Source organism: Mycobacterium sp. NGS54 (assembly GCF_059812465.1).
The window spans coordinates 169,774-193,550 of record NZ_JCALCS010000009.1 but is presented as its reverse complement, the minus strand read 5'-3'; the positions used below and the strand labels follow the sequence as shown (position 1 = coordinate 193,550).

The 23,777-nt window shown below is 68.6% G+C and carries 21 protein-coding genes; 14 read left to right on the top strand and 7 right to left on the bottom strand.

Annotated features, from left to right (window positions below):
- Nucleotide 1 precedes the first annotated feature (1 nt).
- Nucleotides 2-784, top strand: coding sequence for a 3-hydroxybutyrate dehydrogenase (locus tag AC5Y5E_RS27635; protein ID WP_499906732.1), 783 nt, complete (start codon nucleotides 2-4; stop codon nucleotides 782-784).
- 212 nt (nucleotides 785-996) lie between these two features.
- Nucleotides 997-2,034, top strand: coding sequence for a PE family protein (locus AC5Y5E_RS27630; RefSeq protein ID WP_499906730.1), 1,038 nt, complete (start codon nucleotides 997-999; stop codon nucleotides 2,032-2,034).
- A 24-nt stretch (nucleotides 2,035-2,058) separates the two neighbouring features.
- Here the strand turns inward: AC5Y5E_RS27630 and AC5Y5E_RS27625 are convergent, their stop codons facing one another.
- Entirely contained in the window at nucleotides 2,059-2,790 is a 732-nt protein-coding gene (locus AC5Y5E_RS27625; RefSeq protein WP_499906728.1) for a VldE C-terminal domain-containing protein, read from the bottom strand.
- A gap of 164 nt (nucleotides 2,791-2,954) precedes the next feature.
- On the opposite strand from AC5Y5E_RS27625, the gene AC5Y5E_RS27620 reads away from it, so the two are divergent.
- On the top strand, nucleotides 2,955-5,258 hold the full coding sequence (locus AC5Y5E_RS27620) for an MMPL family transporter (RefSeq protein ID WP_499906726.1): 2,304 nt from the start codon (nucleotides 2,955-2,957) through the stop codon (nucleotides 5,256-5,258).
- Here AC5Y5E_RS27620 and AC5Y5E_RS27615 read toward each other — a convergent pair whose 3' ends face one another.
- Entirely contained in the window at nucleotides 5,259-5,510 is a 252-nt protein-coding gene (locus AC5Y5E_RS27615) for a three-helix bundle dimerization domain-containing protein (protein WP_499906724.1), read from the bottom strand.
- 103 nt (nucleotides 5,511-5,613) lie between these two features.
- Here AC5Y5E_RS27615 and AC5Y5E_RS27610 point away from each other — a divergent pair, with 103 nt between their 5' ends.
- The gene (locus AC5Y5E_RS27610) at nucleotides 5,614-6,645 is read left to right on the top strand and encodes an epoxyqueuosine reductase (protein WP_499906722.1); all 1,032 of its coding nucleotides are present in this window, start codon (nucleotides 5,614-5,616) and stop codon (nucleotides 6,643-6,645) included.
- Nucleotides 6,646-6,753: 108 nt separating this feature from the next.
- Here AC5Y5E_RS27610 and AC5Y5E_RS27605 read toward each other — a convergent pair whose 3' ends face one another.
- Nucleotides 6,754-6,918: a DUF732 domain-containing protein gene (locus AC5Y5E_RS27605; protein WP_499906720.1), complete on the bottom strand. Its 165-nt coding sequence runs from the start codon at nucleotides 6,916-6,918 to the stop codon at nucleotides 6,754-6,756.
- A 96-nt stretch (nucleotides 6,919-7,014) separates the two neighbouring features.
- Nucleotides 7,015-7,377 carry a DUF732 domain-containing protein gene (locus AC5Y5E_RS27600; RefSeq protein WP_499906718.1) on the bottom strand — a complete coding sequence of 121 codons (363 nt, stop codon included), beginning with the start codon at nucleotides 7,375-7,377 and terminating at the stop codon, nucleotides 7,015-7,017.
- 337 nt (nucleotides 7,378-7,714) lie between these two features.
- Between AC5Y5E_RS27600 and AC5Y5E_RS27595 the strand changes: the two genes are divergently transcribed.
- On the top strand, nucleotides 7,715-8,587 hold the full coding sequence (locus tag AC5Y5E_RS27595) for a CDP-alcohol phosphatidyltransferase family protein (RefSeq protein WP_499906716.1): 873 nt from the start codon (nucleotides 7,715-7,717) through the stop codon (nucleotides 8,585-8,587).
- Nucleotides 8,584-9,219, top strand: coding sequence for a lysophospholipid acyltransferase family protein (locus AC5Y5E_RS27590; RefSeq protein ID WP_499906714.1), 636 nt, complete (start codon nucleotides 8,584-8,586; stop codon nucleotides 9,217-9,219). Before AC5Y5E_RS27595 ends, AC5Y5E_RS27590 begins: the two co-directional genes overlap by 4 nt.
- Nucleotides 9,220-9,228: 9 nt before the next feature.
- Here the strand turns inward: AC5Y5E_RS27590 and AC5Y5E_RS27585 are convergent, their stop codons facing one another.
- Entirely contained in the window at nucleotides 9,229-10,134 is a 906-nt protein-coding gene (locus tag AC5Y5E_RS27585) for a phosphatidate cytidylyltransferase (RefSeq protein WP_499906712.1), read from the bottom strand.
- Between the two features lie 166 nt (nucleotides 10,135-10,300).
- Here AC5Y5E_RS27585 and AC5Y5E_RS27580 point away from each other — a divergent pair, with 166 nt between their 5' ends.
- From AC5Y5E_RS27580 to AC5Y5E_RS27550, 7 genes are all read left to right on the top strand, one after another.
- Nucleotides 10,301-12,106, top strand: a complete 1,806-nt coding sequence (locus tag AC5Y5E_RS27580) for an N-acetylglutaminylglutamine amidotransferase (protein WP_499906711.1) — start codon at nucleotides 10,301-10,303, stop codon at nucleotides 12,104-12,106.
- Nucleotides 12,103-13,923: an N-acetylglutaminylglutamine synthetase gene (gene ngg / locus AC5Y5E_RS27575; RefSeq protein ID WP_499906709.1), complete on the top strand. Its 1,821-nt coding sequence runs from the start codon at nucleotides 12,103-12,105 to the stop codon at nucleotides 13,921-13,923. The genes AC5Y5E_RS27580 and ngg overlap by 4 nt, the downstream gene beginning before the upstream one ends.
- A 53-nt stretch (nucleotides 13,924-13,976) precedes the next feature.
- Nucleotides 13,977-15,440: an MFS transporter gene (locus AC5Y5E_RS27570; protein WP_499906708.1), complete on the top strand. Its 1,464-nt coding sequence runs from the start codon at nucleotides 13,977-13,979 to the stop codon at nucleotides 15,438-15,440.
- Nucleotides 15,441-15,679: 239 nt separating this feature from the next.
- The gene (locus tag AC5Y5E_RS27565) at nucleotides 15,680-15,883 is read left to right on the top strand and encodes a hypothetical protein (protein ID WP_499906706.1); all 204 of its coding nucleotides are present in this window, start codon (nucleotides 15,680-15,682) and stop codon (nucleotides 15,881-15,883) included.
- Nucleotides 15,853-16,101 (top strand): hypothetical protein, encoded by a 249-nt coding sequence (locus AC5Y5E_RS27560; protein ID WP_499906704.1) that lies wholly within the window; start codon nucleotides 15,853-15,855, stop codon nucleotides 16,099-16,101. Before AC5Y5E_RS27565 ends, AC5Y5E_RS27560 begins: the two co-directional genes overlap by 31 nt.
- A 151-nt stretch (nucleotides 16,102-16,252) precedes the next feature.
- Nucleotides 16,253-18,430 (top strand): glutamine synthetase III family protein, encoded by a 2,178-nt coding sequence (locus tag AC5Y5E_RS27555; protein ID WP_499906702.1) that lies wholly within the window; start codon nucleotides 16,253-16,255, stop codon nucleotides 18,428-18,430.
- Nucleotides 18,431-18,656: 226 nt separating this feature from the next.
- Nucleotides 18,657-20,591 carry a serine/threonine-protein kinase gene (locus tag AC5Y5E_RS27550; protein WP_499906700.1) on the top strand — a complete coding sequence of 645 codons (1,935 nt, stop codon included), beginning with the start codon at nucleotides 18,657-18,659 and terminating at the stop codon, nucleotides 20,589-20,591.
- Between the two features lie 44 nt (nucleotides 20,592-20,635).
- On the opposite strand, the gene AC5Y5E_RS27545 is transcribed toward AC5Y5E_RS27550, so the two are convergent.
- On the bottom strand, nucleotides 20,636-21,253 hold the full coding sequence (locus AC5Y5E_RS27545) for a hypothetical protein (protein ID WP_499906698.1): 618 nt from the start codon (nucleotides 21,251-21,253) through the stop codon (nucleotides 20,636-20,638).
- A gap of 112 nt (nucleotides 21,254-21,365) precedes the next feature.
- Between AC5Y5E_RS27545 and AC5Y5E_RS27540 the strand changes: the two genes are divergently transcribed.
- Complete coding sequence (locus tag AC5Y5E_RS27540) at nucleotides 21,366-21,749, top strand: hypothetical protein (protein ID WP_499906696.1); 384 nt, start codon at nucleotides 21,366-21,368, stop codon at nucleotides 21,747-21,749.
- Nucleotides 21,750-21,806: 57 nt separating this feature from the next.
- Here the strand turns inward: AC5Y5E_RS27540 and AC5Y5E_RS27535 are convergent, their stop codons facing one another.
- Nucleotides 21,807-23,639 (bottom strand): serine/threonine protein kinase PknE, encoded by a 1,833-nt coding sequence (locus tag AC5Y5E_RS27535; RefSeq protein WP_499906694.1) that lies wholly within the window; start codon nucleotides 23,637-23,639, stop codon nucleotides 21,807-21,809.
- Between the last annotated feature and the right edge of the window lie 138 nt (nucleotides 23,640-23,777).

The following is a 23,777-nucleotide window of genomic DNA, read 5'->3' as shown; positions in this document are numbered from 1 at the left end:
GATGCTTCGCGGAAAGTCGGTACTGGTAACAGGTTCCACGTCCGGCATCGGCCTGGGCATCACGCGCGCGTTCGCCGCCGAGGGCGCGAACGTGACCCTCAACGGCTTCGGTGACCCGGCGGCCATTGAGCGGCAGCGGCGCGACATCGAGGAAACGTTCGGCGTGACCGCTGCTTATTCTGCGGTCGACGTGACCAAGCCGCGGGAGATCGCCGACATGATCGCCGGCGCCGAAAAGGCCTTCGGCGCAATCGATGTCCTCGTCAACAATGCGGGCATCCAGTACGTGGCGAAGGTGGAGGAATTCCCGGTCGAGAAGTGGGACGCCGTCCTCGCGACGAACTTGTCGGCCGCCTTCCACACTTGTCGGTGCGCATTACCCGGGATGAAAAGCCGTGGCTGGGGCCGGATCATCAACATCGCGTCGGCGCACGGCCTCGTCGCCAGCGCCGAGAAGGCGGCATATGTCGCGGCCAAGCACGGGCTCGTCGGACTGACCAAGGTGGTGGCCATCGAGACCGCCGACCACGGCATCACGTGCAACGCGATCTGTCCCGGATGGGTGATGACGCCCCTGATCGCCCAGCAGATCCAAGCCCGCGCCGACGCGGCGGGCGTGACATTCGAAGAGGCCAAGCCGGAATTTGTCGGCGAAAAGCAGCCGATGGCCCGCTACACCCAACCGGAGGACATCGGCGCGCTCGCGGTGTTTCTGGCCGGCGATGCGGCCGCCACCATCACCGGCGCTAGCTATACGATCGATGGCGGCTGGACCGCCCAATAGGCGAAATACGCCACGGCACCGAGCGTTTCGCCGCCCGGCGCAACAGAATCGTTTGACGGCTGCCGGCTCGGGGCGCCGCCCGCGGATGAGGCTATTCGGCCGGTACCGTTGCTGAAAAACGGAGTTTTCATAGGCATTTCGGCAATATCCGATTAAGATCCTATTGCTCCGGTCAACGGGCGACCGTCGCGGTGCATCTGCGGGAGGCACATATGTCCTATCTGGTGACGGCTCCAGAACAACTGCAGTCTGCGGCCGAAGGTTTGTCCGGCATCCGCACGTTACTGTCCGGGTCCGCCGCCTCGGCCGCGGCGCCCACGACGGCGGTGGCCGCCGCGGCCCAGGACGAAGTATCGGCTTTGGTCGCAACGCTATTCAGCGATTTCGGCCAGGACTTTCAAGCCATCAGCGCCCAGGCCAACGCGTTTCACGAGGAGTTCGTCGGCTTGATCAGCGCGGGTGCGGGCGCCTACCTCGGCACCGAGGCGGCCAACGCCGCGGCCGCCGCCGCGGCCGACCTGGACCTCTCGTCGTTCCTCGGCGGCAGCGCGAGCCTGAACCTGAACGGCGGCGTGGTGACCCTGCCGCCGATCCTCGGTGGTGGCGGTTTCAGCGTGCCGTCGTTCATCACCGGGGGCGTGCTGGATCTGCCGCCGATCTTGGGCGGCGCGGAATTGACCGTGCCGCCGATCTCGGCCGTCGGGTCCTCGATCGCGACCGCCCTGAGCCCGATCGTCAACGGCGGCGTGGTGGCCCTGCCCGCGTTCCTGGGCGGTGGCGAGCTGACCGTGCCGTCGATCCTCGTCGGCGGCGTGATCGACCTGCCCGCAACCCTCGGCGGTGGCGTGCTGGGATTGCCGTCGATCATCACCGGTGGGCTGCTGAGCCTGCCCTCCAGCCTGGGCGGCGGCGTGTTCACCGTGCCCCCGATCACCACCGTGTTGACGCCAATCCTCGACGGTGGCGCGGTGACCCTGCCAACGTTCCTGGGCGGGGGGCAGCTGAGCATTCCGTCGATTCTGACCGGCGGCGTGCTAAGCCTGCCCCCGATCGCCGGCGGCGGGGACGTGAGCATCCCGTCGATCTTGACGGGCGGCGTGCTGAGCCTGCCCTCGAGTGTCGGCGGCGGGGACGTCGGGATCCCCTCGATCATCACCGGCGGCACGCTGACGCTACCCCCGAGCCTCGGCGGCGATCAGCTGACGGTGCCGCCGATCACCGGTAGCCTGCTGGGCCTCCTCCTCGGCTGACCGCAATCCCGAAGGCGCCGTTGATCACTCGGACGGCGCGGGCGTCATGGACCCGATGAAGTACGTCTCGTGACCGGTCGGGTAGCCGCCGCCGTTGGTGGCGATGTGGACGTGGTCGTAGTGGTTCAGCGTTTCGTTGCCCAGGTTCGACATCCAGCTCGGCGCGCCTACGCCCGGGTAGATCTTCTGGCGCCAGATCACGTGGTTGATTCCCCACCGTTTCGCGTTCGCCAGGGCGTACCCGGCGATTTCGTTGCCGAGCTGGATGCCTTCCGGGCTGGCGTGGTTGGGGATCATCACGTCGATCGCGAGCCCGTTGGGGTGCCACGGCAGGGGATCCTCGCGATAGCCGTAGATGGTGGCGATCTCCGGGAACAGCACGCTGATGGCGCGGGCCGCCCAGATGGTCTTGACCTGCAACCGCTGCTCCGACGCGACGCCGGGAGACAACGGGAACAGGAATTGCTGGGCGGCGGCGGGCGCGCCCGCGGCCAGCTTTTCCACCTCCGCGGGGCTGGCGATCTGCGGCGCCGGACCCGCCGGCGGCGGCGCGGCGACCGGGCCGGGGGCGGCCGCGGCGATCGGCGGCACGGACGGCGCGGCCGCCTGGGCCGCGGCCGGATTGCCGGGCGGCTTGGCGCCCTGGGCGTAGATGGGCTTGGTGCCCTGGGCGTAGATGATGGCGGCCGAGACCACCAGCGAGGCCGCCAACGCCAACCAGCGGCTTCGGCCGATGGCTAACACGCCTTTGCGCACGAACAGCAGCTTAGCGCCGTCCGGGGCGTGCGTGGCAATTCTTTGAACAACTCGATGACGCGCCCGGTCCGCGCATCTCATCGAATCGACGGGCGCCCGTGCTGAAATGTTGCGCATGCCCGTCCATCGCGAGCTCATCGAGCACGAACCGGCGCCCCAATAACGTGCTGTCGAGAATTACCGGTCTCGCCATCGCCGCGCCGCGCCGCGTCATCGCCGTGGCCGTCTTCGTCATGATCGCCACCGCGATCTTCGGCATCCCGGTGAGCAAGTCCCTCCTGCCCGGCGGGTGGTTCGATCCCGATTCGGAATCGTCGCGGTCGTCGGCATTGCTCTCCCAGAAGTTCGGCCAGGGCGACATGGTCATGCTGATCACGGTGACCTCCGACGGCGGCGCGCGGGGCCCCCGGGCCACGGCGGTCGGCACCGATCTCGTTCGGCGGCTACAGAATTCGCCCCACGTGGGGCAGGTGCAATCCGCGTGGACCGCGCCGCCGGCCGCGGCGCCCGCGTTCGTCAGCAAGGACGGCAAGACGGGCCTCATCGTGGCCGCGATCTCCGGCGGCGAGGCCAACGCCCAGAAAAACGCCGAGCGCCTATCGCACGAACTCGCCCACGACCGCGACGGCGTCACGGTGCGCTTCGGCGGCGAGGCAACCGCCACCTGGGAGGTGGACGAGCAAACCCGGGACGACCTCTTGGTCATGGAATCGCTGGCACTGCCGCTGAGTTTCGTGGTCCTGGTCTGGATCTTCGGGGGGTTGTTCGCGGCTGCGCTGCCGGTGGCCGTCGGCGGGTTCGCGATCCTCGGTGCGATGGCGTCGCTGCGCGCGGTCTCGCTGTTCGCCAACGTGTCGATCTTCGCGCTGAACCTGACCGTCGCGATGGGCGCCGCGCTGGCCATCGACTACACGCTGCTGATCCTGAGCCGCTTTCGGGATGAGTTGGCAGACGGCCAAACTCGCGACGCCGCGCTGATCCGCACCATGGCGACGGCCGGCCGCACGGTGTTGTTCTCGGCGCTGACGGTGGCGCTGTCGATGGCCACGATGGTGCTGTTCCCGCAATACTTCCTGAAATCGTTCGCCTACGCGGGGGTCGCGGTGGTCGCGTTCGCGGTGGCCGCCGCGGTCGTCGTGACGCCGGCGGCGATCGCGCTGCTGGGCGAGCGGCTCGATTCCCTGGACGCACGCCGACTCGCGCGACGGATCCTGCGGCGGCCCGCGCTCGAGCCGGCTCCGGCCGAGCGGCGCATTTGGTATCGATGGACGAGGTGCGTCACACGCCACGCGGCGCCGATCGTGATCGCCATCGTCGCGCTGCTGTTGCTGCTGGGCTCGCCCTTCCGCGACGTGCGGTGGGGCGTCGTCGACGACCGGGTCCTGCCCACCTCGGCGTCGGCGCGCCAGGTCGGCGACCAGTTACGAGCCAGCTTCCCGGGCAGCGGTGTCCCCGACGTCACCGTCGTGCTCCCGAACGCGACCGGACTCGGCCCGGCCGACCTCGACGCCTACGCCGCCGCGCTGTCGCGGGTTCCGGACGTGTCGTCCGTGTCCGCGCCGAGCGGCACGTTCGTCGGCGGCCGGTTGGCGGGGCCGCCGACGGGGCCGTGCGCCGTCACGGACGGTGCCGCCTTCATGACCGTGGGCACCACGGCGCCGCTGTATTCCGCCGCCTCCAACGCGCAGCTGGACCGGTTGCACGCCGTCGCGCCCCCGTCGGGGCGGCCGGTGCAGCTCGCAGGCGCCGCGCAGAGCAATCGCGACACCGTGCACGCGATCACGACGCACCTGCCGCTGGTGCTCACCATCATCGCCGTGATCACGCTGGTGCTGGTCTTCCTGCTGACCGGGAGCGCGGTGATGCCCTTCGAGGCGCTGGTGACGAACACCCTGTCGCTGGCCGCGGCATTCGGCGCGGTGGTGTGGGTGTTTCAGCAGGGGCACCTCGGCGGGCTCGGCACCGCGGCGACCGGCACTATCGGGGTCGACCTGCCGGTGTTGTTGTTCTGCATAGCTTTTGGGCTTTCCATGGACTACGAGGTCTTCCTGATCGCGCGGATCCGCGAGTATTGGCTCGCCTCACACCGGGGCTGGGGCGCGAACGACCGGAGCATCGCGCTCGGCGTGGCCCACACCGGCCGGGTGATCACCGCCGCGGCGCTGATCATGGCGATCTCCTTCGTGGCGCTGATGGCCGCGCAGGTGTCGCTCATGCGGCTGTTCGGGTTCGGGCTCACGGTCGCGGTGCTCGTCGACGCGACGCTGGTGCGGATGCTGCTGGTGCCCGCGGTCATGCACGTACTCGGCCGGGCCAACTGGTGGGCGCCCGAATGGTTGGCCCGGCTGCACGACCGGGTCGGGTTCAGCGAGAGCGGGACGGATACTCAAACAACCGATTGGCGGGCGATCAGCCGCCGAATGTTGTTCGGCGTGCAAAGCGGGCCGCGGCGGGGCGAGCCCGTCTGATCAAACGGCGATGGCCTGGTCGATCGCCGGCTTCCAGAGCGGTCGGCGGCCGGTCAGCAGGAGCAGCGCGAGTTCCTGGGCCGCGAACCGCTCGACCAGAAGGGGGACGTAGTCGCGCACCGGCCTGCCCTCGAATCGGGCATGAACGCCCCGCACGACCGCGGTCACGGTTTCGGCCGGGATGGTCGAATACTTGCTGGTCAACCGATCGGCCACCTGGGCGATGATCGTCTGTTCACTCAACTCGATCACCGCGCCAGATTCGCATGGGCTTCACGGCGAAGTCAAACACCGTTAACGACGCGTCCGCGGCCCTACGGCGCGTCATATCTGAGTATTGTGTACTATACCGAGCATGCCCGAAAGACTCCCCGCGAAGCTGGCCGACCACCCCACCGTGAAGAAGGTGAGCTTCCGCCAGAAGCGGCGCCCCGGCGTGCTCGACGCCGACTGGCTGCGCGAGCTGTGCCTGGCCGCCGGCGCCGACGACGTCGCATTCGCCGGCGTGGGCAACCCCGACCTGGCATCAGAGGTCGAGCATGTCCAGGCAGCGCTGCCGGGAGTCAGAAGCTACATCTCGCTGGTGGTCAAGATGAACCGCGACAACGTCCGCTCGACGGCCCGCAGCGTCGCGAACCAGGAGTTCCACCGCAGTGGCGAAGTCCTCAACGAGGCGGCACACCGCATCGTGCGCCGGCTGCAGGACGCCGGTTATCGGGCCCTGAACCCGTCGGCGACGTTCCCGATGGAGATGGACAACTTCCCCGGCCGCATCTGGGTGGTGGCGCACAAGCCCGTCGCCGTCGCCGCGGGCCTTGGCGTTATGGGGATCCACCGCAACGTGATTCACCCCAGGTTCGGCAACTTCATCCTGCTCGGCACGATCTTGGTGGACGCGCCGATCAGCAGCTACGGCGAGCCGCTGGATTACAGCCCGTGCCTCGAGTGCAAGTTGTGCGTGGCGGCGTGTCCGGTCGGCGCGATCGGCAAGGACGGCGATTTCGACTTCATCTCTTGCTCGGTGCACAACTACCGAGAGTTCATGGGCGGGTTCACCGACTGGGTGCAGACCATCGCGGACAGCGCGGACGCGGCCGACTTCCGTTCGCGGGTCAGCGATTCGGAGAACGCGTCGATGTGGCAGAGCCTGTCGTTCAAGCCGAACTACAAGGCCGCCTACTGCCTGGCGGTGTGCCCGGCGGGGGAGGAGGTCATCGAGCCCTACCTCGAGAACCGAAAGGGTTTCATGGACTTGGTGCTGAAACCGCTTCAGGACAAGAAGGAAACCTTGTACGTGCTGCCGAACTCGCGGGCGAAGGCGCACGCCGAACGCCGCTATCCGCACAAGCCGGTGAAGGTCGTCGACAGCGGTATCCGGGGCCGCTAGGGATTGAGGGCGACAACGTCTACGTGCGCGCCACCCGGGTGCCGCCGGTTTCCAGCGAGGTGACGGAAGACCGGGCGGACCTGCGGGTCCGCGTGACCGGCGCGCGCCTTACCCGGTGGTCGTCCGGTATTGCGGGCAGTACGCGGACGACGACAGCCCCAGGAAGAAGCCGGCCTGCCTGGCCGAGAGATTCGCGTCCTTCATCAGCTTCATCACCAGCAGGGCCGCGATGAATGTCGACCACGTCCCAAGACCTACCCTCGCGCGGGCCACGGTTCCTCATTTATGCGGGCGAATTTGCGTCCAGTCAAAAATAACGCGGCCGCACTTCAGGGCGATAGCAGAAAGTCCTCTGACGCGAAGTCGGGTTCACATCATCGGCGGGAACGGGACCATCCAGTTCATCGAGTTGTCGGTCTTTCCCCGGTATTGCGGGCAGTAGGCGGCCACGGAAAGTCCGACGAAGTAGCCGGCTTGCTTCGGGTTGAGATCGGTGTCCTTCACTATCCGTATCGCCGCCGCGGTCGACGGCTCGCCCTTATCGAATGCGGCGCACACCGTGTGACCCATCGAAACGGCGGTGCCCCGGTCGGACATGGCGATCCCGTTTTTCGCGAGGGCCGCGACGAACGCGTCGTCGATCGGCTCCGCCGATGCGGGCGCCGCGCCGAGCAGCGCGACCGCGGACAGTAGGACTCCGCAGGCCGTCGACCACGCGCTCGTGCCGGTCATGGCCTCCCTCGAAACGGGTGAATCGGCTCCAAGTCAAGAACGACTTGGTTGAACGGTAACCGAAATCTGCACATCCCTCTCGCCGAGCGGCCGCAAGAATTCCGCAAGAACTTCGCGACGAAGCGGCAAGCGCCCGGGAGCAACGTATGGGCTGCCGGTCACGGCCACCGGCCCGCACGAAAAGTTCGCGAGAAAAGTGTCCGACCGTGGGGGAGCGGTGGCTCTTACCAATGCGAGCGGCCCACCGGGCCCGGTCGGAGATCTTGGGACCGGTAGCGGCCCGGTACGGGTCAACTTGCACACAACTACAGACCACCAAACCCGAGAGGAAACCCCGGTGAGCACCGACCTCGACAACGCGCCGACACAGCGCACGCGCGGCATCAGCACGCTGACCCCGGTGAGCGAGCCCCGCATCGCCCACCGCGGCTGCTACGCGTCGGGATCGCGCGCGCTCGCGGTCACCGAGACGTCGACACTCCCCCGGATCAGGGTCGTCGCCCCCGCCGCCACCCCGGTGCCCGCGGCAACCAAGGCCCCGCGGAAGTGGCAGGGCCTCTACGCGCTGAAGCCGTGGTACACCCGCCGCTTGACCCCGATCGTGAACATCGCGGTGCGCCGGAACATCTCACCGGACGTCTTCACCCTCGCCGGCGTGCTGGCGGCGGGCGTGGCCGGAGTGACGGTCGCGCTGGGATGGTGGCCCCTGACGGCCGTGTTCCTGGCGCTGCGGCTGGCCGGGGCCAACCTCGACGGCGCGGTCGCCCGCGCTCGCGGCGTGAGCCGGCCGTGGGGATTCGTCGTCAACGAGATCGGCGATCGCGCCTCGGACCTGTTGACCTTCGCGGGCCTCGCGGTGTGGGCGGCGCGGCAGCGCGGCCCGGGCCTGCACTGGCTGTCCTGGCCGGTGATCATGGTGCTGGTGGCCGCGCTGGCCGCGACGCTGCCCACTTTCGCCTCGCTGGCCGGAGCCGCCGCCGGCGCGCCGCGCCGCAACGGTGGCCCGCTCGGCAAGACCGAGCGCTGCCTGTTCGTTTTCCTGGCCACCGCCTTCCCGGTCATCCTGCCGGTGGTGTCGACCCAGCTGGTGAACGGCTCGCTGATCACCACCGTGCTGCGGCTGCGGGCCGCCCACCGCGAGCTGGCGGCCAGGCGCCAGGACGGCCCGGCCGCGCAGGCCACGCAGGAATTGGCGGTGCTGGCATCATGACCGCGACCCGGATCAGCAGCGTGCTGCGACACCGGCTGTGGCGGGCGGTGTGCGCCGTGTCCGGCGGGCTGACCGTCACCGGCCGCTGGCGCGTGCCGGGCGGCTGTGTGGTGGTGGCCAACCACTCCTCGCACGCCGACACCGCGGTGCTGCTGGCCGCGCTGCCCGCCGGCGCCCAGCCGGTGTTCGCCGCGGCGGCCGACTACTGGTTCGACGTGCCGGTGCGCCGGTTCGTGGCGTCCTCGCTGATCGGCATCCTGCCCGTGCGGCGGTCCGGCAAGGACACCTACGCCCAGCTGCTGGCCGCGGCCCGACCGGCGCTGAAGGCCGGACGCACCGTCGTCATCTACCCCGAGGGCACCCGGTCGACGGACGGGAACATCGCCGAATTCCGTTCCGGCGCTGTCCGGTTGGCGCGCGACTGCGGCGTGCCGATCGTCCCGGTCGCGGTGTTGGGCACCGCGGAGGTGCTGCCCAAGGGCGCGAGCTTCATCTCCCACGCGCCGATGCAGGTCCGCATCGGGGAGCCCGTCGACCCGGCGCTCACGTCCGCGGCGCAGCTGCGGGAGCAGGTCATCGGCTTGCGGGACGGCTTCTCGCCCCAGCCGCTCGGGCTGCTGCACGCCGCGTGACGCGGCCGGTCAGCCGAGGAGATAGGCCAGCGGGAGGACGAGCAACAGCGAGTCGATCCGGTCGAGCAGGCCGCCGAAGCCCGGCAGCCAGGTGCCCGCGTCCTTGACCTGGGCCTGCCGCTTCACCATCGATTCGACGAGGTCGCCGAGCACCCCGCCGAACGCCACCGCCACCAGCAGGCCGAGGGTCATCGTGCCCAGCAGGGTCAGGACCAGGAAGGCGCCCACCACCGCGCCGACCAACCCGCCGACCGTCTTGTTGGGGCTCAACGGGGACAACGGCTTTCGCGCCCACCGGAAGTAACGCAGCCCCTTCCCTCCGCACCAGGCCGCGACGTCGGTGGCGGCCGCCGCGAAGCACACGAGATAGGCGTCGGACCACAACGTCACCAGGTGCGCCAGGGACCAACAGATCCACACCGAACCGAACGCGGTGAAGGTGGTCCGCCTGCTCCCGTGTTCGACGTCGCCGCTGAACACCGAGGGCAGCGCGCACGCCAGCACGATGATCGGCGCGAGCCGCAGCAGCGGCGGATGCAGCCATGCCGCAAGCGGATACAGCACGGCCAGCGCCAGCAGCAGGTACGTGTCGACCTTGCCGAGTTTCACCAGGCGCGCGTACTCGAATACCGCGACCACGGCCAGCGCGGCCGCCAGCGTCGCGGTGGTGCCCCGCCCTATCCAGATCGGGATGCCGACCACCGGCGCGATCATCACCCACGTCGTCCACCGCCGGATCAGCTCACGCCGGCGCGACGCCAGCACCACGACGCCGGCGATCACCAGGATCACCACGGTGACCCACAGGAAGAACACCGACCGCGCGTACAGGTGCACGTGCAGCGGACCGATGTCGAAGTTGAGCGGCAACCGCCGATCCATGTGCAGGATCCGCAGGTAGTAGTCGACCAGCATCAGCGTGGCCCGTCCACATCAGCCTCCCAGCAAACTGCGGTCCAGGAAACGATAGGCCGTCCGGGCCGATCCAGGAAATGAGATCGCGGTATCGGGCTCGGTGTCGGCTACCTACGGTCGGGCCCGGGCCGCGCGCGTCGGTACGGCTCGCGGTAGGGTCAAAGAAGTGTGTGGACTCACCGGTGAGGTTCGACTCGACGGCCGGGTTCCCGACCTAGCGGCGGTGTCAGCCATGGCTGCCGTCATGGCGCCCAGGGGGCCGGACGCGGCGGGGGCCTGGTCACAGGGCCGGGTCGCCCTGGGTCATCGCCGCCTCAAAATCATCGACCTGACCGAAGCCGGCGCCCAGCCGATGGTCGACTCGGAGCTCGGCCTGGCGGTCGCCTGGAACGGCTGCATCTACAACTACAAGGAACTTCGGCGCGAGCTCGCTGACCACGGCTACCGGTTCTTCTCGCACAGCGACACCGAGGTTCTGCTCAAGGCCTACCACCGCTGGGGCGACGACTTCGTCAGCCACCTGTACGGGATGTTCGCCTTCGTCATCGTCGAACGCGACAGCGGGCGGGTGGTGCTCGGCCGGGACCGGCTCGGCATCAAACCGCTGTACCTGACCGAGGACGGTCACCGGATCCGGTTCGCGTCGACGCTTCCCGCGCTGCTGGCCGGCGGCGGCCTGGACACCCGGATCGATCCCGTTGCGCTGCACCACTACATGACGTTCCACTCGGTGGTGCCGCCGCCGCTGACGATTCTGCGCGGCGTGCGCAAAATCCCTCCCGCCTCGCTGCTTGCCATCGAGCCCGACGGCCGGCGCAGCACCACCACCTACTGGGCGCCGGACTTCACCAGGCGCGCCGACCGATCGGAGTGGTCGGAACGCGACTGGGAGGACGCGGTGCTGTCCACGCTGCGGGTCGCGGTCGAGCGCCGCCTGGTGGCCGACGTCCCCGTCGGGTGCCTGCTGTCCGGCGGGGTCGACTCCAGCCTCATCGTCGGTCTGCTCGCCGAGGCGGGCCAGCACGGGCTGTCGACGTTCTCGATCGGCTTCGAGTCGGCGGGCGGCGTCGAGGGCGACGAGTTCCGCTGGTCGGACATCATCGCCCGCCGCTTCGAAACCGACCACCACCAGATCCGCATCGGGACCGACCGGATGCTGCCCGCGCTGGACGGGGCGATCGCCGCCATGAGCGAGCCGATGGTCAGCCACGATTGCGTCGCGTTCTACCTGCTGAGCCAGGAGGTCGCGCGCCACGTGAAGGTGGTGCAGTCGGGTCAGGGCGCCGACGAGGTGTTCGCGGGCTACCACTGGTACCCGCCGATGGGTTCGCCGGCGGCCGCGACGCTGGACGGGGCGGTCGCCGAGTACCGCGGCGCCTTCTTCGACCGCGATTCGGCCGAGCTGGCGGGCCTGCTGGGGTCGGGCAACCTCGCGCCGGGCGACCCCAGCCAGCGCTTCGTCGCCGAACACTTCGCGCACGCCGGCGCCGAAACCGGCATCGACCGCGCGCTGCGGTTGGACACGACCGTGATGCTGGTGGACGACCCGGTGAAACGGGTGGACAACATGACCATGGCCTGGGGATTGGAGGGCCGGGTTCCGTTCCTCGATCACGAGCTGGTCGAGCTGGCGGCGACCTGCCCCCCGGAGCTCAAGATCGCCCACGACGGCAAGGGTGTCCTCAAACAGGCTGCGCGACGGGTGATCCCGTCGGAGGTCATCGACCGGCCCAAGGGCTACTTCCCGGTCCCCGCGTTGACTCACCTCGAAGGGCCCTACCTGGACATGGTTCGCGACGCCCTCTACGCGCCGGTCGCCAAGGAGCGCGGGCTGTTCAACTCCGAAGCGGTCGACGCCCTGCTGGCCGACCCGAACGGCAAGCTCACCCCGCTGCGCGGCAACGAGCTTTGGCAGATCGCCCTCCTCGAGCTGTGGTTGCAGCGTCATGGCGTGACGGGCCCGGCCGCATGACCGCCGTCGACCCCTCCGAGGATCACTCGCACGATCACGCCGAGGATCACACCGAGGCCATCACCATGGGCCTGCACGACGCCTCGCCGCCGGAGCTGGTCGACGCGATGGCCAAGGACGTCGAACTCGAAATGGGTTGGGGCCGACTGATTTTCGGCCAGACCTTCGCGGACGCGGAGACCCTGGCCGAGACCCTGCGCCGCGAGGTCGCCGGGCGGCGCGACATCTGCATCTACGCGCGCGAGTCCCACGTGGTGGTCGCCGGGGCGCCGACCGAACTTTTCATCGACCCCAGCCACACCTACCGGCTGCGCTTCACGGGCCACCCGGACGAGGAACGGCTAGCGCCGTCGCCGGTCGGCATGACGGTGCGCACCCTGAACGGCCCGGACGACGCCGACGCGATGAACCGGGTGTTCGTGCGGTGCGGCATGGTGCCCGCACCGATCGACACGATCTGGGACAACCACCTGCACCAGGATGCGGTCACCTACCTGCTCGCCGTGCGTGACGACGACGGTGCCGTGGTGGGCACCGTGACCGGCGTCGACCACGAGTTGCTCTTCTCCGATCCCGAGGAGGGCTCGAGCCTGTGGACGCTGGCCGTCGATCCCGCCGCGGCGCTTCCCGGGGTGGGTGAGGCCCTGACCCGGGCGGTGGCCGATCACTTCCGGCGCGCGGGCCGGGCCTACATGGACCTGTCGGTGGCGCACGACAACGCCGCGGCCATCGGCCTTTACGAGAAGCTCGGCTTCGTCCGCGTACCGGTGCTGGCCATCAAGCGGAAGAACGCGATCAACGAACCGCTGTTCACCGCGCCCCCGGAGACGGTCGAGGACCTCAACCCCTACGCGCGGATCATCGCCGACGAGGCGATGCGCCGCGGAATCTGGGTCGAGGTCCTGGACGCCGAGACCGGCGAGATGCGGCTCACCCACGGCGGTCGCAGCGTGATCACCCGCGAATCGCTGTCCGAGTTCACCTCGGCGGTCGCGATGTGCCGTTGCGACGACAAACGTTTGACGCGGCGGCTGGTCTCGGAGGCGGGCATCACCGTGCCGCGCGCGCGCCTGGCCACCTTCGACGACGGCGACTTCGCCTTCCTGCAGGAGGTCGGCGAGGTCGTCGTGAAACCCACCCGCGGGGAGCAGGGCAAGGGGATCACCGTGGGTGTGCCGGCCGAGAAGGGTCCCGACGAGCTCGCCGCGGCGGTGGCGCGGGCGCGCCAGCACTACCCGGAGGTCCTCATCGAGGAACGCGTCGACGGTGACGACCTCCGCCTGGTGGTGATCAACGGCCGGGTCGTCGCCGCCGCGCTGCGCAGGCCGCCCGAGATCATCGGCACGGGGGACCACACCGTGCGGGACCTGATCGCGGCCGAGAGCCGCCGCCGCTCGGCGGCCACCGGGGGCGAGTCCAAGATCCCGATCGACGACATCACCGAGGCGACCGTGGCCGAGGCCGGCTGGCAGCTGGACGACGTACTGCCGCAAGGGAATCGGCTGCGCGTGCGGCGCACCGCCAACCTGCATCAGGGCGGCACGATCCACGATGTCACCGCCCAGGTGAACCCGGAACTGTGCCGCGTCGCGGTCGCGGCGGCCGAGGCGATCGGCATCCCGGTGACTGGCATCGACCTGCTGGTGCCCGACGTCACCGGGGCCGACTATGCGTTCATCGAAGCCAACGAGCGACCGGGGCTCGCCAACCACGAACCCCAACCCACGGCCGCGGCATTCATCGACTACCTGTTCCCCGGTCAACCGGGCCAGCCACCGGCGTGGACTCCCGAGGAGTCGCGCTCTGACCGGGACTGAGCTTTCGATACGCCTTGTTTGGGTAGTTCTCTGCTCACCCGGATAGGAGTCATATGAGCGCAGGCGTGCAAACCGGCACCATCACCACCCATATCCCGGCGCGGCTGGACCGGCTGCCCTGGTCGCGGTTTCACTGGCGCGTCGTCATCGGACTTGGCGGCGTCTGGATCCTCGACGGCCTCGAGGTCACCATGGTGGGCAACGTGTCGTCTCGCCTCACCGAGAAAGGCAGCGGCATCGGCCTCAACCCCGCGCAGATCGGTGTGGCGGCGGCGTTCTACATCGCCGGGGCCTGCCTGGGCGCGCTCGTGTTCGGTCACCTGACCGACCGGTTCGGGCGGCGCAACCTGTTCATCCTCACGCTCGTGGTGTATCTGACCGCCACCGTGGCGACCGCGTTCGCCTTCGCGCCTTGGTATTTCTTCATCGCCCGCTTCTTCACCGGCGCGGGCATAGGCGGCGAATACGCCGCGATCAATTCGGCGATCGACGAATTGATCCCCGCCCGGGTGCGCGGTCGGGTGGACCTGGTGATCAACGGGACCTACTGGCTGGGCTCGGCCGCCGGCGCGGCCGGGGCCCTGGTCCTGCTGGACACGTCGAACTTCGCGCCGAACATCGGCTGGCGGCTGGCCTTCGGCGTCGGCGCCATCTTCGGCATCTTCGTCCTGCTGGTCCGGCGCAACGTTCCCGAGAGTCCGCGCTGGTTGTTCATCCACGGTCGCGCGGAGGAGGCCGAGCGGGTGGTCGGCGAGATCGAAGGCGAGGTGCGGCGGGGGAGCGACAAACCGCTGCCCGAACCGGCGGGCCGGCCCCTCAAAGTTCGTCAGCGCGAGACGATTTCGTTCCGGGAAATCGCGAGGGTGGCTTTCACGATGTATCCGCGTCGCGCAGTGCTGGGGCTTGCGCTGTTCATCGGGCAGGCTTTCCTGTACAACGGCGTCACGTTCAACCTGGGCACGCTGTTGAGCGGCTTCTACGGCGTCCCGTCCGGCAAGGTGCCGGTGTTCTTCATCCTCTGGGCGGCAAGCAATTTCATCGGGCCCCTGGCGCTGGGGCACCTGTTCGACACCATCGGCCGCAAACCGATGATCACGGCGACCTACATCGGCTCCGCCGTGGTGGCCGTCGTCCTCGCGGTCGTGTTCGTCACCCAGACCGGCGGCGCCTGGACGTTCATCGCGATCCTGGCGGTGGCGTTCTTCCTGGCGTCGGCGGGCGCCAGCGCGGCGTACTTGACGGTGAGCGAGATCTTTCCGATGGAGACCCGGGCGCTGGCGATCGCGTTCTTCTACGCGGTGGGAACGGCGATCGGCGGCATCAGCGGCCCGTTGTTGTTCGGTCAGCTGATCGATTCCGGACAGCGCGGCCAGGTGGCCTGGTCGTTCCTCATCGGCGCGGCCGTAATGGCGATCGCGGGCCTGGTCGAGCTGTGGCTTGGCGTCGCGGCCGAACGGCGCCCGCTGGAGGAACTGGCCCTGCCGCTGACGGTGGCCGACGCCGAGCGCGAGGGATAGCCGCCGCACCGAGACTGCCCTAGCGGGGCGCCCGCGCCGGGTGTGAACTGTGGGCGTTGCGTGTGAGCCGGTGGCGGGAAAATCGCCGATATGCCGCCCTGGGCGCACGCTGAAAACCGCTGGTTCACAGTCAAAGCCGCGAATACACGCGCGACGCGACGACGCGCGAGGAGATCCACGCCACATAGAAGCGCGGGGACCGTTCACGCGATGATTCCCGGGTGATGCGATCGCGGCGGGTGGTCCAGATCCGCCGGATCCGCGCATGGCTGGCGTTGTGCGCGGCAATCACGTTGATCCCCTGGACCGTCTATCTCGCGCTGACCTTGCCGCAGGACTACACCGCCCAGCATTGGCACGCGACCTGGGTCGGCTTCTATATCTTATTGCTGGCTTTCATGGTCGCACCGCCGTGCTCGGCTTCCTCCACCACCAATTGCTGACGCTGTTCGCGTTCGCGACGGGGGTGCTGCTCGTCTGCGACACCTGGTTCGACGTGCTGACCGCCGAAGGCGGCGACCTCGTTGTGTCGGCGCTCATCGCCGGGCTGGTGGAATTGCCGTTGGCGGCGGTGCTGATCGTCGGCACCCTGCGGATCGCGCGCCTGCAGGGCCCTCCGTCCGGCCGGCGACGGCCATTTCGCATGCACCTGCGGCGCTAACCCGCGCCGCCGTCCGCGTCTCACGATCGAAACCATTGCGGACCCGCCGTTGACACGTGCGTAACAAAATTGGCATGGAACGTTCCTACTGTGGGGCGGTCCACTGTCCGGCACCGGAAATCGTGGGCCCCCCTCAGCGATAGGAACTCAATTGAGCGGAAACGCGGTTCGCCTACAGGCGATCAACAACGTAGAGGCATATGTCCCCCCGGCGGTCAGCTTCGTGGATGGCGAAGAGCCCGGCGCGGTATTCGGCTCGAACGTCTTCACCAAGGCCGAGATGCAGGCCCGTCTGCCCAAGTCGGTGTTCAAGTCCATCGTCGCGACCATCGAGAAGGGCACCAAGCTCGACCCCGCGGTGGCGGACACGGTCGCCGTGGCGATGAAGGACTGGGCGCTGGAAAAGGGTGCCACCCACTACGCGCACGTCTTCTACCCGATGACCGGGCTCACCGCCGAGAAGCATGACAGCTTCCTGGAACCCATCTCCGACGGCCAGACGCTGGCCGAGTTCGCCGGCAAGACCCTCATCCAGGGTGAGCCGGACGCGTCGAGCTTCCCGTCGGGCGGCCTGCGCAGCACGTTCGAGGCGCGCGGCTACACCGGCTGGGACGTCACCAGCCCCGCCTACATCCTGGAGAACCCGAACGGCAACACGCTGTGCATCCCGACGGTGTTCGTCTCGATGACCGGCGAGGCCTTGGACTACAAGACGCCGCTGCTGCGCAGTCAGCAGGCGATGGGCAAACACGCCGAGCGTGTCCTGAAGCTGTTCGGCCACAAGGACCTCAACCACGTCGTCTCGTTCTGCGGCCCGGAGCAGGAGTACTTCCTGGTCGACCGGCACTTCTTCCTGGCGCGCCCGGACCTCGTCAACGCCGGGCGCACCCTGTTCGGCGCCAAGCCGCCCAAGGGCCAGGAGTTCGACGACCACTACTTCGGCGCGGTGCCGGAGCGGGTGTTGGGCTTCATGATGGACACCGAGCGGGAGCTGTTCAAGCTCGGCATCCCGGCCAAGACCCGGCACAACGAGGTGGCCCCCGGCCAGTTCGAGATCGCGCCGATGTTCGAGCGGGCCAACATCGCCTCCGACCACCAGCAGCTGCTGATGACGATCTTCAAGACGATCGCCAAGAAGCACGGCATGGAGTGCCTGTTCCACGAGAAGCCGTTCGCCGGCGTCAACGGGTCGGGCAAGCACGTCAACTTCTCGATGGGAAACTCCGAGCTGGGCTCGCTGCTGGTCCCGGGCGACACCCCGCACGAGAACGCACAGTTCCTGGTGTTCTGCGCCGCTGTGATCCGCGCCGTGCACAAGTTCTCCGGGCTGCTGCGGGTGTCGGTCGCATCGGCCACCAATGACCACCGCCTGGGCGCCAACGAGGCGCCGCCCGCGATCATCTCGATCTTCCTGGGCGAACAGCTCGCCGACGTGTTCGAGCAGATCGCCAAGGGCGCGGCCACGTCGTCAAAGGGCAAGGGCACCATGATCATTGGTGTCGACACGCTCCCACCGCTGCCGACGGACCCAGGGGACCGTAACCGGACCAGTCCGTTCGCGTTCACCGGCAACCGGTTCGAGTTCCGTGCGCCAGGCTCCGGGCAGACGGTCGCCGTGCCGCTGATCGTCCTCAACACGATCATGGCCGACTCGCTCGACTACATGGCGACAGTGCTGGAGAAGGCCGTCGCCGACGGCGAGGACTTCGACCATGCCGTTCAGCGGCTGCTCACCGATATCATCACCGAGCACGGTGCGGTCGTGTACAACGGCGATGGTTATTCGGAGAAATGGCAGATCGAGGCGGCCGCGCGCGGTCTGCCGAATCTCAAGACGTCGCTGGACGCCATTCCGGAGCTGATCAAGCCGGAGTCGGTTGAACTCTTCGAGAAGTACGGGGTGTTCAACGAGCGCGAGCTGCACAGCCGCTATGAGGTCCGGTTGGAGCAGTACGCCCTGACCATCGCGGTCGAGGCGAAACTGGCGCTGGAACTCGGTACGACCGTGATCCTGCCGGCCGCCATCCGCTACCAGACCGAGCTGGCCCAGAACGTCGCGACGCTGAAGAAGGCCGGCGTCGAAGCGAGCACGGTTGCGCTGGAAGCGGTTTCGACCCCGATCGCCGAGCTGCAAGAGGGCCTGGCGAAGCTGAAGTCGGCGCTGTCCGACCACTCGGCGGAGACGGCGCTGGCCGAGGCCACGCACGCCCAGAAAGAACTGCTGCCCGCGATGGCGGCGGTGCGTACGGCGGCCGACACGCTGGAAAGCGTTGTCGCCGACGACCTGTGGCCGCTTCCCACCTACCAGGAGATGCTTTACATCCTGTGATAGACATCGTCGGGCGTGGGGGCCGGCCGCGCCAGCGGCGGTGATCCGCGGCCCCCACGCCCGACGATCCACGCGCGACGCGAGCGCAAGAATTTCGCAAGAAACTCGCCAACCTTTGCCAAGTGCTGTGCCGCAACCTTTCCGCTGACGGGCCTTGCCCCCGTAGCAGACCGGAAAGGGACACAAAGTGCCGCAAAGCCGCGAAGACAAGACTTACGATTCGGCCATGTCGCTCGAAGTTGGCCAGGTATTCGCCGGGTATACGATCCTGCGGCTGCTGGGTTCGGGCGGCATGGGCCAGGTCTATTTGGCGGCGCACCCGCGACTGCCGCGCGAGGACGCGCTCAAAGTGCTGCCGCCCGACCTGACCGCCGACGCGGAGTTTCGCGCCCGGTTCGTGCGCGAGGCCGACCTGGCGGCGGGCTTGTCGCATCCGCACATCGTGCGGGTGCACGACCGCGGCGAAGAGGACGGCCATTTCTGGATTTCGATGGCCTACGTGCCCGGCACCGATGCGGGCCGGCTGTTACGCGGAAGCTACCCCGGCGGAATGCCCCTCGACCAGGTGGTGCCGATCATCACCGCGGTCGCCGAGGCGCTGGATTACGCGCACCATCGCGGCCTGCTGCACCGCGACGTCAAGCCGGCCAACATCCTGCTGGCCGAACCCGACGGCCAGGAGCGACGGGTGTTTCTGGCCGACTTCGGGATCGCCCGGCGCATCGAGGACGCGACCGGCCTGACCGCGACCAACATGACGGTCGGCACGGCGGCCTACGCGGCGCCCGAGCAGCTCAAGGGCGAGTCGATCGACGGGCGCGCGGACCAATACGCCTTGGCCTGCACCGCATTTCACCTGCTGACCGGCGCGCAGCCGTATGTCGACTCCAATCCCGCCGTGGTGATCAGCCAGCACGTCAACGCCCCGCCGCCGTCGATCGGTGCGCAGCGACCGGAGTTGGCCCTGCTCGATCCGGTGTTCGCCACCGCGATGGCCAAGGAGCCGTCCGGCCGGTTCGCCAGCTGCCGGGAGTTCGCCGCCCACCTCGGCGGGCAGCCGCTGCCGAGCTTCGCCTACGCCGGCGAGATCCCGGCCCGCCCGGACAGCGAAATCACCCAACCCTCGTTCGGCGTGGCCGCGCCGACCGTCCCGCTGCGGCCGAAGCCGGCAACCTGGAAACGTTGGAGCCGAAGGCCGGCGGTACTGATCCCCGCCCTGGCAGGCGTCGCGCTGCTGATCGCCGGCGGAGTCTTCGCCTCCCAGAAGCTCACCCAGTCCAACAAGCCGGCGAACACGGCGGCACCCACGGCCAGCCCCGGTCCCAAGGCGCCGCCGCCCAACACGGGCCCCTTCACGGGCGTCTACCGGGCCGACTTCGCCCGGATCACCAGCATCGAAGGCATGCCACCCCCGGGCGCCGCGCCGTCGGGCGAAACCTGGGCCGTTAGTTCGGCGTGCCGCCCAACCGGTTGCGTGGCGACCGCGACGCGCCTGACCGGCGAGACCATGCAGGTGCCGACGATCGTGTTCGATCAGGTCGACGGAACGTGGCGGGCCGTCACCGCCGGCACGAGCACGTGCGGCGGTGGCAACGCCGAAGGCGAGATTTGGGAAACGTTCACGCTGCAACCCCGTCCCGACGGCACGCTCGCGGGGGAGGCCACCGAGATCATGGCCAAGGGCTGCGCCAACAAACGCAATGTGACCTTCACCCGCACCGGAGACGTCGACCTCAGCAGCGTGGCCGACCCGAACGCGCTGCCGCCGCGGGTGGCGTCACCGGCCGAAGCGCTGCACGGCCACTACCACGAATCCGATGTCACGCCAACCGGATTCAAAGGCCAGCAGGACTATGTCGTCCGCACGGACTGCCTGCGCACCGGCGATCGGTGCATGAGCTTCTTCCACGCACCCCCGGCGTCCGCCATGGCGTTGGTGTTCGGCGCAGGGGAGTGGATCTACGACCGCGAGTTCGACGGCCGCTGTTCCAGGGGCGGCACTGCGCACGTGCGGATCGTCGCGCATTTCCCGATGCCACAACCTGCCCAGGACCCGATCGCGTTGCTCACCGGGCACGGCCACGAGGACGTGACGAATTCCGCGGGGACCAACTGCGGCAGCACGGACGTCGACGCGAAGTTCGCGCGCACCGGCGACTAGCGGCCTCCGCGGCGTGAGCGTCTAGAGCCAAGGCGCGCAACGGTTTAACGGCCACCGGGCGGACCCATCATCCCGCCCGGTCCCATCATGCAGCCGCCCATCATCCCGCCCGGTCCCATCATGCAGCCGCCCATCATCTGCTGCATCATGGCGGGCATTCCCTGCTCGACGAACCCGGTAACCTCGCGCGCGTGGGCGCGAATGGCGTCGGTGAGGGCGGGATCCTCGGAAGTCTCCTCGGCGGTCACACCCGTTGCGGTAAAGGTGAATTGGCGGCGATAGCCGTTCGCGCGGCGAAACAGCGTCGGCAGGCTCTGGCTCATGCATTTCACCTCCGTACCTTGATCGAGGTGGGCGTACATGCTCGAGACATGCGCCTGGAGTTGGGCGGCAAGCTCCGGTGAGCTCGATTGGGTGGTGGTGCGCACCCCGCCCGGAATCTCTTCCACCGTGCGGCTGATTTCCCGGTGCCGCATGAACATCTCCATATAGCGGCTCATGTCCACCGAACCCGAACCCATGAAACCGCATCCGTCGGCCAGCCGGATACCCGCGGACGGCGACGCGACGATGCTGCGACGGGCCGCCTGCAGGCCTAACACGCTGCCCGCACCCAGCGCACCGAGCGTGGCAAGCGCCGCCCGTCGACTGAACTTGACCATGACGTTCCCTCTAATCCGGAGTCGCTTCGCCAAGCTGACCAGATCCAGACCTCCCATACTAGGGCCAATAGTCCCTACCCCCGTGGGGTATATGTGTGCGATCCTTCGAACCATGACAGACACACCTGAACCCACGATCGAACCGACCCCCGTGAGCGAGCAACCCCGCTACGGCAACCGATACGGCGCGCCCAGCCGTCTGGGACAAGCCGCAGCGTGGGTTGTCATCGTCGCCGGCGTGGTTTTCATCGTCGGGTCGATCTTGTTCTGGGGCCTATTCCTGGGCTGGTCCTCCGGCGCCCACTCCGGCTGGCACCGGGGCTATTACGGCGGCCATGAGGGCAGCTGCCCGATGATGGGCCAGGGCGGAATGGGCGGAATGATGGGTCCCGGTGGAATGGGCGGCATGATGGGCCCGGGCGGAATGATGGGTCCTGGCGGAATGATGGGTCCGTCACAAACGCCTTCGCCGGCACCGTCCACGCCGCATCCCTAGCGGCGAACGGACGGACGTGCGGCGGAATCTCCGACCGCCGCAACCGCATTCCGCGGGCTACCCGAGCAGCTTGGTGAGCCAGGTCGGATCCTGGTAGTTGATCGACCTGGTGCCGTCCCACACGAACGGCGTGCCGGTGGCGTTGAGTCCGGTCAGCGTCGCGTCCCCGGCCGCGGCCTTGGCCTTCCCGGTGCCGACGTCATCGCCCGCCTTGATGCAGTCGATCACGCTGGCGTCGACGCCGACGGTCTTGGCCAGCTGGGCCAGTTCGCCGTCGGTGCGGTCCTCGGGGGCGTCCTCCGCGGGCTGGAAGTTGCTGGCGAACAGGCCCGAGTAGAAGTTCATGTAGAGCTTCGGATCGTTCTGCCCCGCAACGCAATACGTCGCGGCAACCGCGCGCGACGAGTAGTTCTTGCTGTGCGACTTGTCGTCGAGGAAGTTGAGCAGGTGGTAGCGCACCGCGAGCTTCTTGTTGTTCACCGCGCTGTCGATGTCACCGGCGTTCGATCGGATGAAGCTGCCGCACGGCGGGCAGATCGGCTCGTTGAAGATGTCGATCGTCGTCGGGGCGGCCGAGCTGCCGATGGACACACCGTCGTCGAGCACCTTGAGTTCCACCGCGTCCGGCGGAGGCGCCGCCGACGTCGGCGTGGCGGGCCGGGTCGACGGGGACGCCGAATCCCAGGGATGGGCGGCGACGACCGCCAAGCCGACCACCACGGCGACCACCACCGCCACGGCGGCGCCGATCCACAGCAAGGGCTTCCGATTGCTCGGTGGCGGCTGCCCCCATAGCGGGGCGCCGGCGCTGCCCATGTCGCCCGTAGCCCAGGTGGGAGTGCCGGGCCATCCCGTCGGCTGCGGCACCGGTCCACCGCCCACCGGTGTCCCCGGCGCCGATCCCGTGGGCCACCCCGGGGCCGGGGGCGGCGCGTGGTTCGCCATGACGGACGGGGGCATGGCTGCGAAACCGCTGGGCGGCTGGCCGGCGAACGCGGCCGGCAGCTTGGCCACCTGGCTGCGTTCGAGAATGTCGGTGGCCCGATCCTGATCGGGCGTGGCGAGCGCGGCGTACGCGGCCGCAGACAGGTCACCACAGGTGGCGTAACGCGCCGCGGGATCCTTGGCCATGCCGCGCGCGATCACGCCGTCGAAGGCCACCGGAATGCTCGGGCGCGCGGCGCTGGGGCGCGGGATCGCCTGGTTGAGGTGGGCCCCCATCACGCTGATGGTGTCGCCCGTGTAGGGCGGGGAGCCGGTCAAGCACTCATACAAGACGCAGGCCAGCGCGTAGATGTCGGCCCGATAGGTGACGTCGGTTTCGCTGAACCGTTCCGGGGCCATGTATTTCACGGTGCCTACGGTGGTGCCGAACTGGGTCAGCTTTTCGTCGGACGTGGCGCTGGCGATCCCGAAATCGACGAGATACGCAAAATCGTCGGCGCTGACGAGGATGTTCTCCGGCTTCACGTCGCGATGCATCACCCCGGCCGCGTGCGCGGCGTCGAGCGCCGAGCCGATCTGGCGCACGATCGCCACCGCCCGCGGTGGGGACAGCGGTCCGAAACGGCTCAGCGTGGCGGCCAGGTTGTTGCCGTCGATCAGGCGCATGTCGACGTAGAGCTGCCCGTCGATTTCGCCGAAGTCGTGGATCGGCACGACGTGCGGTTCCTGCAGCCGCCCCGCGGTGCGGGCCTCGCGCTGCATTCGCGAGCGGAAGACGGGATCGCTGGACAGCGTCTGCGACATCAGCTTGAGCGCCACGATGCGTTCCCGCACCGTGTCCTCGGCCTCGTAGACGTCGCCCATGCCGCCGCGGCCGACCAGCCGCCGCAGCCGATACGGCCCGAACTGCGAGCCCTCCCGCGAATCCGCGGTCGTGTCACCCATCGCCGACTCCTCACCCGCCGCCACGCGCCGCAAAACCCACACCGAAGCGCGGCGTGCCAGGCATAAGGCTAATGGTTCGGGCAACCGCGGGGCACGCTGAATTGCCAGAAAGCCAGCTAATTCCCGGTCGGCTGGCTA

Bases quoted from the DNA above. Each gene is read 5' to 3' on its own strand.
- AC5Y5E_RS27635 (WP_499906732.1), top strand. From the start codon at position 2: ATGCTTCGCGGAAAGTCGGTACTGGTAACAGGTTCCACGTCCGGCATC.
- AC5Y5E_RS27630 (WP_499906730.1), top strand. From the start codon at position 997: ATGTCCTATCTGGTGACGGCTCCAGAACAACTGCAGTCTGCGGCCGAA.
- AC5Y5E_RS27610 (WP_499906722.1), top strand. From the start codon at position 5,614: ATGCCCGAAAGACTCCCCGCGAAGCTGGCCGACCACCCCACCGTGAAG.
- AC5Y5E_RS27600 (WP_499906718.1), bottom strand. From the start codon at position 7,377: ATGACCGGCACGAGCGCGTGGTCGACGGCCTGCGGAGTCCTACTGTCC.
- AC5Y5E_RS27590 (WP_499906714.1), top strand. From the start codon at position 8,584: ATGACCGCGACCCGGATCAGCAGCGTGCTGCGACACCGGCTGTGGCGG.
- AC5Y5E_RS27585 (WP_499906712.1), bottom strand. From the start codon at position 10,134: ATGCTGGTCGACTACTACCTGCGGATCCTGCACATGGATCGGCGGTTG.
- ngg (WP_499906709.1), top strand. From the start codon at position 12,103: ATGACCGCCGTCGACCCCTCCGAGGATCACTCGCACGATCACGCCGAG.
- AC5Y5E_RS27570 (WP_499906708.1), top strand. From the start codon at position 13,977: ATGAGCGCAGGCGTGCAAACCGGCACCATCACCACCCATATCCCGGCG.
- AC5Y5E_RS27550 (WP_499906700.1), top strand. From the start codon at position 18,657: ATGTCGCTCGAAGTTGGCCAGGTATTCGCCGGGTATACGATCCTGCGG.
- AC5Y5E_RS27545 (WP_499906698.1), bottom strand. From the start codon at position 21,253: ATGGTCAAGTTCAGTCGACGGGCGGCGCTTGCCACGCTCGGTGCGCTG.
- AC5Y5E_RS27540 (WP_499906696.1), top strand. From the start codon at position 21,366: ATGACAGACACACCTGAACCCACGATCGAACCGACCCCCGTGAGCGAG.
- AC5Y5E_RS27535 (WP_499906694.1), bottom strand. From the start codon at position 23,639: ATGGGTGACACGACCGCGGATTCGCGGGAGGGCTCGCAGTTCGGGCCG.